Origin of the sequence: Kitasatospora sp. NPDC050543, from assembly GCF_044457565.1 — a bacterium.
GTDB lineage: Bacteria > Actinomycetota > Actinomycetes > Streptomycetales > Streptomycetaceae > Kitasatospora.
The window spans coordinates 36,760-47,860 of record NZ_JBITGZ010000043.1; the positions used below are offsets into that span (position 1 = coordinate 36,760).

The window sequence follows — 11,101 nt, forward strand, 5'->3', positions numbered from 1 at the left end:
CGGGCGGGGTGCGGGTCAGCTCGCCGAGGACGGGCGGATGTTCTGGTTGAGCCGGAACAGGTTGGTGGGGTCGTACTCGTCCTTCACCCGCACGAGCCGCGCGTGGACGGCGTCCGGGTAGGCCGCCCGGACCTTGTCCTCGGCCGCGTCACCGGTGAAGTTGACGTACATCCCGCCGTTGCCGTGCCGGGCGATCTCCTCCCGGGCCCCGCGGGCCCAGGCGATGTGCCCGTCGAAGTCCTCCGGCCCCGGGGAGCGCGCGATCACATTGCACAGCATGCTCGCGTCCCGCTGGCTGAACGCGGTCGCGTCCGCGGGGACCCGGCCGAAGGCGCCGCCCAGGTGGTGCAGGTGCACCTCGCTGAAGGGCGTCGGCGTGCTGAGGTGGGCACCCAGCACGGCGTCGATCGCCTGATCGGTCGGCTCGACGAAGGCCGAGGTGAAGTAGTTGTACGCACCACGCGTCCAGAGCGGGTCCAGCAGCGTCTGCATACCGAGGTAGGGCATCGGGCCCATGACGTCGGCGAGCGGGGTGCCCAGCGAGCGCAGCGGGCGGACGGCCGCCTCACCGGCCTCCATCCCGCCGGCGTACATGCCCGCGAGGACGACGATCCGGGTGCCGTGCACCGATTCCGGCAGGAACGGCAGCGGGGGCGCCGTCGTCAGGTTGACCAGGGTGGTCAGCTCGTCGGGCATGGCGGCGGTCAGGTCACGCCAGCGGCTGACGACCTGCTGCGCCTCGGCGGCCGGGTAGATGACCAGGCCGGCGAGCACCTGCGGGCCCACCGGGTGCAGCTCGAACTCGAAGGAGGTGACGACGCCGAAGTTACCGCCGCCGCCGCGCAGCGCCCAGAACAGCTCGGGGTTCTCCTCGGCGTCGGCGTGCACGAGCCGGCCGTCGGCGGTCACGACGTCGGCCCCGACCAGGTTGTCGCAGGCCAGGCCGTGCCGGCGGAGCAGCCATCCCACGCCGCCGCCGAGGGTGAAGCCGGCGACGCCGGTCGAGGAGACCAGTCCGCCCGTCACGGCGAGGCCGAACGCCTGGGTCTCGTGGTCGAGCTCCCCCCAGGTCAGCCCGGGCTGCGCGACGGCCCGGCGGCCGGCGGGGTCGACCCGCACGCCCTTCATGGCGGACAGGTCGATGACGATGCCGCCGTCGCAGGTCGAGAACCCGGCGATGCTGTGCGCGCCGCCGCGGACCGCGACCAGCAGGTTCTGGCTGCGTGCGAACTCGACCGCCCGGATGACGTCGGCCGTGCCGGCGCAGCGCACGATCAGGGCCGGCCGCCCGTCGTGCGCGGCGTTCCAGACCTCCCGGGCCTCGTCGTAGGCCGCGTCGCCCGGGCGCACCAGCGTGCCGCTCAGCGCGGCCTCCAACTCGCCGATGGTGGCGTCCCCCAGAACCCCCTGTGCCGTCTCGATGGACATCGTCGGCCTCCTCGGTGTGATTCGGGCCGCCACGGTGGCTCCGGCAGCAGCTCCGGCAACAGATCCGACAGCAAGGACGGTAGGCGGCGGCACTTTGCACCCGGTTAGCCGTCGGTTAGCACCGGCTCAGCGCCGGCTCCGGACCCCTCCCGGCGCAGGTGGGCCAGGCCGCGGACGTCGCCCAGCCGGGTGAAGTGGCCCAGGGCCCGGGCGGTGAGCGCGTCGGCGTCCCCGCCCGCCTCCCGCTCCAGCCGGGCCAGCATCAGTGCCACCCAGCCGACGACGCTCACCGAGCCGGCCACCTGCTCAAGGGCCAGGGCCCGGGTGAGCATCGCCCGGGCCTGGGCGGTGTCGCCCGCCGCGCGGGCGACCAGGCCGAGGTGGAGCAGGCTGTTCGTGCTGCCCGGCAGGTCGTCGGTCTCCTCGAAGCCGGCGCGGGCCCGGTCGATCACCGTCCGGGCGGTGTCGAGATCGCCGACGGCGACGGCGAGCGCGCCGAGGTTGCCGAGCGTGATCCCGACCTCCCGGCGGTCGCCGAGCCGGCGTCTGATCAGCAGGGCGGCGTCCAGGCAGGCCCGGGCCCGGTCGTACTCCCCGCGGGTGCGGCGGATGCTCCCGAGGGTGTTGAGGGCGAGCGACTCGCCGCGCGCGTCGCCCAGCGCGCGGAAGCAGTCGACGCTCTGCCGGGCGGCTGCCGCGGCCGCGTCCGGATCGCCGTCCAGCCGGGCGGCCCGGGCGATGTTGGCGAGCGTGTAGCCGCGGGCCTGCTCGGTCGCGACCAGCCGGCCGACCAGCACCGTCTCCTCGAAGTACACCGAGACCCGGCCGTCGGCGTCCTCATCGATGACGTATCCGGGTGTGACGACCGGGAAGAACGGCCGGGCGCCCGCATCGATGCCGGTGAGCAGCCGCAGGCCCTGCGCGAAGGCCTCCTGGGCCGCCGGGCCGTCGCCGCGGCAGAGCGCGCCGATCCCCCGCTGGTGGGCGGCGGCCGCGAGCACCGGTGGATCGCCGTCGGCGAGGACGCACGCCTCGTCGAGTGCGTCGCGTGCCTCCTGCCAGGTGCCGCGCAGCCAGAGCAGCAGCGACTGCTGGTAGAGCGCGTACGCGAGGGCCCCACGGTCTCCGCCGGCCCGGTGGGCGGCGACGATCTCCGCGCCGATCGGTGCCAGGCGGGAGGTGTCGCCGAGGCGGATCGTGAGCACGGCCTGCGCCATCAGGGCGCGGGCCCGCAGCGGGGTCGGCGCGGGGGCGGCGGCGAGGGCGTCGTCCAGCAGGCGCCGGCCCTCGGCGAGGTAGCCGCGCTCGGCCCAGAACAGCCGCAGGGCGGCCGCAAGTCGCAGGGCGCTCTCGGGGTCCCGTTCGAGGGCCGATCTCAGCGCGGCGCGGAGGTTGTCGTGGTCGGCCTCCAGGCGCAGCGGTGTCCCGGCGGGGATCCGGTCGTCCGGCGCAGGGTCGTCGGTCAGGGCGGGCCCGGGGTTTGCCGGGCCGAGGTGGGTCAGCTCCGGGTCGTAGGCCTCGGCGAGCGCGAGGTAGTACCCGCGGTGACGGCTCTCGGTCCCGGTGAGTTCCCCCGCCTCCCGCAGCCGCTCCCGCGCGTACTGCCGGATCGTCTCCAGCAGCCGGTAGCGCACCTCCTCACCGTGGCGCTCAACCACCACCAGCGACTTGTCGACCAGCCGGCCCAGCAGGTCGAGCGCGGCGGCGGCCTCGACGCCGGCGGTGCACACCCGCTCGACGGCGGCCAGCGAGAAGCCGCCGGTGAAGACGGCCAGCCGACGGAAGAGCATCCGCTCCCGGGGGCCGAGGAGCTGGTGGCTCCACTGCAGTGTCGCCAGCAGCGTCTGATGGCGGGTCACCAGGTGGCGGCTGCCCTGCCCGAGCAGGGTGAGCGCGTCGTCGAGCCGTTCGGCGATCTGCCGCGGTGCCAGCATCCGGACCCGGGCGGCGGCGAGCTCCAGGGCGAGCGGCATCCCGTCGAGCCGGAAGCAGATCTGCGCGACGGCGGCCGCGTTGTCCGGGCCCAGCCGGAAGTACGGGACGACCTCCGCGGCCCGCTCCACGAACAGCCGTACCGATGCGAAGCGGGCCAGCTCGGCCGGCTGCGGGAGGCCGTGCAGGTCCGGCAGGCCGAGGGAGGGCACCCGCCAGGTGCGCTCACCGTAGGCCTGGAGCGCCTCCCGGCTGGTGGCCAGCACCGTGACGCCGGGGCAGCCGGTCAGCAGGCCGGCGGCCAGTGCGGCGCACGCCTCGACCAGGTGCTCGCAGTTGTCCAGGACGAGCAGCAGCTCCCGTCCGGCGAGCTGCGCGATCAGCGCCTCCTGCGTACCGCTGCCGGAGGAGAGCTGGAGGCCGAGCGCGGTGCCCACGGCGTCCGGGACGGACCGCGGGTCGGTGAGGGTGGCGAGGTCGACGAACCAGACGCCGTCGCGGATCCCGTCCAGGCGGCGGGTCGCAACGGCCAGCGCGAGCCGGGTCTTGCCGCAGCCGCCCGGGCCGGTCAGGGTCAGCAGCCGGCTGCGCGCCAGCAGCTCCTGGACCTCGGCGATCTCGCGTTCCCGGCCGATGAAGCTGGTGACCGGCGCGGGCAGGTTGTGCCGGCGCGCCGGAGCCCGTTCGGTCTGCTCCTCGACCGATCCCGCCAGCAGGGTGCGGTAGAGCTCGCGGGTCTGCGGGTCGGGGTCGGACCCGGTCGCGCCGCGCAGTTCGTCGCGCAGTTGCTCGTACGCCGCGAGGGCCTCGCGGCGGCGACCGGCGGCCGCCAGCAGGCGCATCAGCGTGCGCTGGCCCGGCTCGTTCAGCTCGCCGTCGGCCCGCAGGGACTGCATCACCTCGATCGCCTCGCCCCCGAGGCCTTCCCGCTCCAGGGCCTCGGCCAGGGCGAGCCGCAGCCCGGCGCGGCGCACGGCAATGGCGCTGCGCAGCTCCTGCGTCCACGACTCGAAGGTGTCCTCGGGCAGCGGCTCGGGCTCGGCCAGGGCGAGCGCGGCCCGGTAGTGCGCGGACCCGCCGTCGGCGGCCGCCCGCCGGACGGCGTCCTCCAGCTCGTCGACGTCGACCAGGACACCGCCGTCCGGACCGAGGACCACCACGTCGTCCCGCAGCGCCACGACGTCGCCGGGCGCACCCACCGTGGCGAGGGCACGCCGGACGGCATGCAGCGCCTGGTGCAGGTTGTTGGCCGCCGCCGCCGGGTCGAGGCCGGGCCAGAGCAGGTCGTACAGGCGGTCCCGGTGCAGCCGGTGGCCGGGGGTCATGGCGAGCAGCTTCAGTACGCTCCGGGCCTTGCGCAGCCGCCACGCCCCGGCGGCCACCTCACGGTCACCGACCGCGACGTGCAGGCCACCGAGGAGACGGATTCGCACTTCGTCGGCCATGTCAGCCCCTACGGCAGGCCAGCCGGGGTGAGTGGATCGGCCGGCAGCCCGTCGGCCGGCGGCGCGGACCGCCCGTGGCCGGTGTCCCGGCCCTCGGCCCGGCCACGCAGGATCCGCAGATCATCTTACAGGCCCGCGGCTTCCCGCCTCCTGGGCGAGCCGGCCCGGCGGAGCAGGGCTGCTGCTCTTCGTCGGCGGCCGGTCCGGCCCCGTCACCGCGCGGCTCCCCCACCCCGCTCCGGCACCGCCGGGCAGGCCCGGCAAGGGCACCTGCCCGGCGGTGCCCGCGGGAGTCAGAGCCGGGCCCCTCGCCTGCGCCGCTTGACGGGCCGGCAGCTACCGGTGCGCCAACCGTCCGGGCAGGGGGCGGTGTTGTGCTCGTAGTGGAGGCGGAGCCCTGCCGCCCCCTAGGGTGAGGGGCATGACGAACAGCAAGAATACCGAGGACCAGAAGACCGACGTCCGCGTCAGCATCATCGGCGGGCACCGGCTGGCCGGGGCGGCGATCCACGAGCGGACGGTGACCGCCTCGCTGATCGGCGGCGCCGACATCGACCTCACCGATGTCGAGTTCCCCGACGACGCCGAAGTGAAGATCACCAAGCTCAGCCTGATCGGCGGCGTCACCCTCCGGGTCCGCCCCGACGTCCGGGTGAAGGTCGGCGGCATCCGCCTCGGCGGGGTCAGCGACGACGGCCCGACCGAGGCCGGCGGCCCGAGTGTCCGGGTCGACGCCTGGGGCCTGCTGGGTGGCGTCCGCGTGGTCCGCGACTAGCCACGGCTCCGGCAGGCCCGCCGGCTCCGATCCGGTCGGGCACGGAGGAGAGCGTCGTGGGCGGTCCCGGCGGGCCGGCCCCGCGCTCCCCGAGCCCGCAGGCAGGGGGCGGTCGGCGGTCGCCTCCCCTAGGGTCTGGCGGCGCGCACTGCTCAGCTGACCACGAGGAACGACGTTGACGACCCCTTCGCCCCGGCCCGCCGCCGACACCCCGCCCGCAGCCGCCCAAACCCGTTCGGAGGCGGCACCCCTGATGGAGCCTCCGGAGCACGCCGAACTCCCGCCTTACGCCGGAGCTGAAGCCGAGGCCGGAGCCGGAGCCGAGGCCGCGCCGTCGAGGAGGCGGTGGTTCGGCCCGGGTGTGCGGGCGGGGCTCGGCTTCGTCGTGGTGGCGGCGCTCGCCCTGTTCGCCGTCGCCCACTTCTCCGACGACGACCCGAGGACCGCTCAGGTCGGCAGCTGCGTCCACAACTTCGGCAACGACACCGCGCCCCAGGTGCTGGTCGTGGACTGCAGGGCGGCCAACGCCGACACGAAGGTCCTCAAGGTGGTCCACAGCTCGAACAAGCAGGAGTGCGAGACCGAGCCCGGCCTGGTGGCCACCTACTCCGAGGAGGGGACCAGCAGCATCGTCATCCTCTGCCTCGGCGACAACGCCTGAACCACCCCGTCCGGACGACTCCTTCCGGGCCAGGCCGGCCCGGCGTGGCTCAGGTGCCGCCGGCGAAGCGGTCGACCGACGTCGCCACGGCCGATCAGGGCGGGCCGGTCGGCCGGAAGCTCCCCGTACGGGCGGGTATCGCGCTACCGTCCCTCCGACGTGATCGACTCGGAAGGGTGCGGGGACTGTGAGGGAGCCGAGGATGGTCGGGCCCAAGGAGGCGGCCGGCAGAGCCCGGCGGCTGGCCAGGACGGCGCTGGCCTGCGGGGCGCTGGCAGCCCTGGTGCTGCTGGTGATGGTGAGCGTGCGCGGGGTGGGACTGGTGCTGGGCGGCCTCGCGGGACTGGCCGCGGCCGCCGCCGGGGCGTGGTGGGCCCTCGCCCACCGGGGGCTGGTCCGGCTGCTCGGCGCGGCGCTGGTGCTGGTGACGCTCGGTTCGGTGCTGGCGTTCTACGTCGGCACCGGACTCTGGGCGCCCGGCAGCGCCGCCCTGCTGCTGTGGGCGGCCGCCCTGGTCTGCGCCGACCGGGCCCTGCGACTCACCCGCCCGGTCGCCGACCTGCTGGCGCGGGTGAGCCCGCCGCCCGAGCGGCCGGTACTGATCATGAACCCGCGCTCCGGCGGCGGCAAGGTCGACCGGTTCGACCTGGTGTCCAGGGCCGAGGCGCTCGGCGCCGAGGTCATCCTGCTGGACACCTCGGGCCCCCAGGACGTAGCCGCCCTGGCCCGCCGGGCGGTCGCGGACGGCGCCGACCTGCTCGGTGTGGCGGGCGGCGACGGCACCCAGGCGCTGGTCGCCGAGGTGGCCGCCGAACACGACCTGCCGTTCCTGGTGATCTCCGCCGGGACGCGCAACCACTTCGCGATGGACCTCGGACTCGACCGCACCGACCCGGCGACCTGCCTGGACGCCCTCGTCCAGGGCGTCGAGCTGCGGGTCGACCTCGGCACGGTGGCCGGCCGGGCCTTCGTCAACACCGTCTCCTTCGGCGCGTACGCCGAGATCGTGCAGAGCCCCGCCTACCGCGACGCCAAGGCCGGCACCGCGCTCGACGCGCTGCCCGAGCTGCTGGCCGGCCAGGCCGGTTCCCGGGTCACCGCCGTGGCCGACGGCGTCCGGCTCGACCAACCGCAGGCGCTGCTGGTCAGCAACAACCCGTACGACACCCGGGACCGGCTCGGCGGCGGCCGCCGGCCGAAGCTGGACACCGGGCGGCTGGGGGTGCTCGGCCTGCGGGTCGAAGGGGCGGTCCAGGCGGCGGCGGTGGCGCTGGGTGGGCAGTCGGCCGGCATCACCGAGCTGACCGCGCGCGAGGTGGTGGTGACCTCCGGGACCGCGGACATCCCGGTCGCGGTGGACGGTGAGTCGCTGGTGCTGCCTGTGCCCGTGCGGTGCACGGTGCGGCCCGGAGCGCTGCGGGTCCGGGTACCGCGCGACCGCCCGGGCGCCACCCCGCCGACCGGCCTGCTGCGCAACTGGCGACGCCTGCGCGCCCTGGCCGCCCGCACCCCGTAGCCGGGGTGCACCGGGCGCGGGGGCACATCCCGTGCGCCCCCGCGCCGCCCTGCTGCGGCGTCACGCGCTCAGGAGGGCGGCAGTGCCTGCTCGGCCCAGATGATCTTGCCCTGCGGGGTGTAGCGGGTGCCCCAGCGCTCGCTGAGCTGGGCGACCAGGAACAGCCCGCGGCCGCCCTCGTCGGTCGTGGCGGCGTACCGCAGGTGCGGTGAGGTGTTGCTGCCGTCGCTCACCTCGCAGATCAGGCTGCGATCGCGCACCAGGCGCAGCCGGACGGGCGGCGAGCCGTAGCGGATCGCGTTGGTGATCAGCTCGCTGAGCACCAGCTCCAGGGCGAACTCCAGCTCGCTCAGGCCCCACTGCGCGAGCTTCGCGGCGGCCGCGGAGCGCATCTCGGCGACGGCGGCCGGATCGAACGCCACGTCCCACTCGGCGACCCGGTCGGGGCCGAGCGTGCGGGTACGGGCGACCAGCAGCGCCACGTCGTCCTGCGGGCTGGCCGGCAGCAGCGCCTCCAGCACGGCCCGGCAGTGCTCCTCCGGGTCGCGGCCCGGGCCGGTGAGCGCCGCGCGCAGCAGCTCCATACCGACGTCCAGGTCCCGGGTACGGTCCTCGATCAGCCCGTCGGTGTACAGGACGATCTGGGTGCCCTCGTCCAGCCGGAGCTCGGCCGTCTCGAACGGCATCCCGCCCAGCCCCAGCGGCGGACCGGCAGGCAGGTCGGGGAAGTCCACGCTGCCGTCGGGACGGACCAGCGCGGGCGGCGGGTGCCCGGCCCTGGCCATGTCGCAGCGCCGGGTCACCGGATCGTAGATCGCGTACAGGCAGGTGGCTCCGGTCAGGCCCGTCCCGACGCCGGAGTCCGTCTCCTCCTGGTCGATCCGGTTCACCAGGTCGTCCAGGTGCCCGAGCAGCTCGTCGGGCGGCAGGTCCAGGCTGGAGAAGTTGTGCACCGCCGTCCGCAGCCGGCCCATCGTCGCGGCGGCGTGCAGGCCGTGGCCGACGACGTCGCCGACGACCAGCGCGACCCGGCTGCCGGGCAGCGGTATGACGTCGAACCAGTCGCCGCTGACGCCGGACTGCGCGGGCAGGTAGCGGTACGCGACCTCAAGGCCGCTCTGCTCGGGCAGCGCCCGCGGCAGCAGGCTGCGCTGGAGGGTGACGGCCATGGTGTGCTCGCGGGTGTAGCGGCGGGCGTTGTCGATGCTGACCGCGGCGCGCGCGACCAGCTCCTCGGCCAGCGCCCGGTCCTCGTCGTCGAACGGCTCGGGCTTCTCCGACCGCCAGAAGTTGGCGACGCCCAGGACGACGCCGCGCGCCAGCAGCGGGGTCGCGATCAGGGAGTGGATCCCGTACTCGACGATCTGCCGGGTCAGCGGCGGGTCCTGGGCCAGCCAGCCGTGCGCCTGGGACAGGTCGGCCACCACCTGCGAGCGGCCGCTGTCGAGCCCGCGGGCCTGCGGGGTGGAGGGGATGAAGGCGATCAGCTTGCCCAGCGGGTAGAGCGGGTGGTCGTCGCGGATGCCGTGGACGGCGGTCCGGCGCATGTCCGCCCCGGCGCCGGTCGGCTCGTCGCCGCGCAGGACGGCATCCGCCAGGTCGACGGTGACGAAGTCCGCGAAACCGGGGACGGCGACCCGCGCCAGGTCCTCGGCGGTGCGCACCACGTCCAGGGTGGCCCCGATGCCGAGCCCGGCCTCGTACAGCAGGCTGAGGCGCTTGCGCGCCACCTCGGCCTTGCCGGCCAGCGCGCGCAGCTCGGTGGAGTCCCGGATGGTCGCGACCGTCCCCATCGCGGAGCCGTGGCGGTCGGTGGGCCGCTGGTTGACCGCGAGCAGCCGCTCCCCCGCCGGGTGCACCTCGTCCGTGGCCACCCGGCCGGACAGCAGCAGCCCGGCGGTGGCGCCGTCGAGGCCGGCGAGCGCGCTCACGTGCTGCCCCTCGGCGTCTGCCGGGAGGTTCAGCAGCTTCTTGGCCTCGTCGTTCGCCAGCAGCAGCCGGCCGTCGTGCCCGACGATGACCACGCCCTCGCGCACGGCGTGCAGGACGGCGTCGTGGTGCTCGTACATACGGGTCATCTCGGCCGGGCCGAGTCCGTGGGTCTGGCGCCGCAGCCGCCTGGTCACCAGCGCCGTCCCGGTCGTGGACAGCGCGAGCGCACCGGCGCCCGCGCCGAGGATGACCGGCAGCTGGCGGTCGACGGTGGTGGTGACGCTCTTGACCTTGAGCCCCGCGGACACCAGGCCGACCACCGACCGGTCGGGCCCGAAGACCGGCACGACCGCCTGGACCTCGTGGCCGAGCGGCCCGTTCACGCTCTCGGTGTAGACCCGGCCGGCCAGCGACGGGCCGATCGTCCCCACGAACCGCTGACCGATCCGGTCGGGAAGTGGGTGGGTGTACCGGATCCCCTGGGTGTTCATCACCACGATGAAGTCGACGCCCGCCTTCTGGCGCGCCTCCTCCGTGAGCGGCTGGAGCACACTGCTGGGGACGGGCAGCTTGAGGACAGCGCCGAGCCCGGGCGAGTTGGCGAAGGTCTGCGCGACGGCGACCGAGCGGTTACGGGCCTCCGTCTCGGCGTCCTGCCGCGACTCGAGCACCAGCGCCAGTACCGCACCGATGACGAGCAGCACCACGACCACCGCCTGCAGGATGAACACCTGCCCGGCGGCGCTGCGAGGGCGCTTATCCCTCAGTGACTGCGCCGATGCGCCCCGAGATCGGTCGAGAACGTCGACCATGGGTCATTTCTAGCACCGCGCGGGCGGGTGGCCGACCCGGGGGTGCCCGCGTCGGCCGCGGAGTTCTCGCGGGCGGGCTCCGCGGGGTGCGGCCACCGCCGCTTCCGGGCCGCACCGGGGGCCGGACGCGGCGGGTGCCGGGTGCCGGGTGCCGGGTACCGGGAGGCCAGCCGTCAGCCACATCCCGTCACCGGCGACCTACGGCATCGTCAAGGCGGCGCTCAACGCGCTCACCCTCGTCGTCTCCGCCTCCGTGTCCTCGTCGGTCGAGGTCAACGCGGTCTGCCCGGGCTGGGTCCGCACCGACCTGGGAGGGGCAGCGGCCCCGCTCCCGGTCGAGCAGGGCGCGGACACGGTGGTGTGGCCGGCGCCCGCTCCCGGACGGCGGCCCGTCGGGCGGCTTCCTCCGCAACCGCCGGCGGATCCCCTGGTGACACGGCTTCACCCCGGGCGGTATCCGGCGGGGGGGGGGGGGGGGGCCGGGGCCCCCCCCCCCCCCCCCCAGCCCCCCCCGGGCCCCCCCCCCCCGGGGGGCCCCCCCCCCCCCCGGGGGGGGGCCGGGCGGGGGGGCGGGGGGGGGGGGGGGGCCGGGGCGCGGGG

General features: G+C 75.5%; 7 protein-coding genes. 4 read left to right on the forward strand and 3 right to left on the reverse strand.

Features of this window, described 5'->3' with window-relative positions; translation table 11 throughout:
• Positions 1-15 precede the first annotated feature (15 nt).
• Together ACIBH3_RS32285 and ACIBH3_RS32290 are read right to left on the reverse strand one after the other, a co-directional pair.
• Positions 16-1,428, reverse strand: coding sequence for an FAD-binding oxidoreductase (locus ACIBH3_RS32285; protein WP_396315661.1), 1,413 nt, complete (start codon positions 1,426-1,428; stop codon positions 16-18).
• 104 nt (positions 1,429-1,532) lie between these two features.
• Positions 1,533-4,805 (reverse strand): tetratricopeptide repeat protein, encoded by a 3,273-nt coding sequence (locus ACIBH3_RS32290; RefSeq protein ID WP_396315662.1) that lies wholly within the window; start codon positions 4,803-4,805, stop codon positions 1,533-1,535.
• A 421-nt stretch (positions 4,806-5,226) separates the two neighbouring features.
• Here ACIBH3_RS32290 and ACIBH3_RS32295 point away from each other — a divergent pair, with 421 nt between their 5' ends.
• The 3 genes from ACIBH3_RS32295 to ACIBH3_RS32305 all read left to right on the forward strand — a co-directional run bounded on the left by ACIBH3_RS32295 (position 5,227) and on the right by ACIBH3_RS32305 (position 7,757).
• Positions 5,227-5,580, forward strand: a complete 354-nt coding sequence (locus ACIBH3_RS32295) for a hypothetical protein (protein WP_396315663.1) — start codon at positions 5,227-5,229, stop codon at positions 5,578-5,580.
• A gap of 175 nt (positions 5,581-5,755) precedes the next feature.
• Positions 5,756-6,241, forward strand: coding sequence for a hypothetical protein (locus tag ACIBH3_RS32300; protein WP_396315664.1), 486 nt, complete (start codon positions 5,756-5,758; stop codon positions 6,239-6,241).
• A gap of 202 nt (positions 6,242-6,443) precedes the next feature.
• Positions 6,444-7,757: a diacylglycerol/lipid kinase family protein gene (locus tag ACIBH3_RS32305; RefSeq protein WP_396315665.1), complete on the forward strand. Its 1,314-nt coding sequence runs from the start codon at positions 6,444-6,446 to the stop codon at positions 7,755-7,757.
• A 68-nt stretch (positions 7,758-7,825) separates the two neighbouring features.
• Here ACIBH3_RS32305 and ACIBH3_RS32310 read toward each other — a convergent pair whose 3' ends face one another.
• On the reverse strand, positions 7,826-10,501 hold the full coding sequence (locus ACIBH3_RS32310; protein WP_396315666.1) for a SpoIIE family protein phosphatase: 2,676 nt from the start codon (positions 10,499-10,501) through the stop codon (positions 7,826-7,828).
• 148 nt (positions 10,502-10,649) lie between these two features.
• Here ACIBH3_RS32310 and ACIBH3_RS32315 point away from each other — a divergent pair.
• A partial coding sequence (locus ACIBH3_RS32315) for an SDR family oxidoreductase (RefSeq protein ID WP_396315667.1) occupies positions 10,650-11,101 on the forward strand: 452 nt, incomplete at its 3' end.

Bases quoted from the DNA above. Each gene is read 5' to 3' on its own strand.
- ACIBH3_RS32285 (WP_396315661.1), bottom strand. From the start codon at position 1,428: ATGTCCATCGAGACGGCACAGGGGGTTCTGGGGGACGCCACCATCGGC.
- ACIBH3_RS32305 (WP_396315665.1), top strand. From the start codon at position 6,444: ATGGTCGGGCCCAAGGAGGCGGCCGGCAGAGCCCGGCGGCTGGCCAGG.
- ACIBH3_RS32295 (WP_396315663.1), top strand. From the start codon at position 5,227: ATGACGAACAGCAAGAATACCGAGGACCAGAAGACCGACGTCCGCGTC.
- ACIBH3_RS32310 (WP_396315666.1), bottom strand. From the start codon at position 10,501: ATGGTCGACGTTCTCGACCGATCTCGGGGCGCATCGGCGCAGTCACTG.
- ACIBH3_RS32290 (WP_396315662.1), bottom strand. From the start codon at position 4,805: ATGGCCGACGAAGTGCGAATCCGTCTCCTCGGTGGCCTGCACGTCGCG.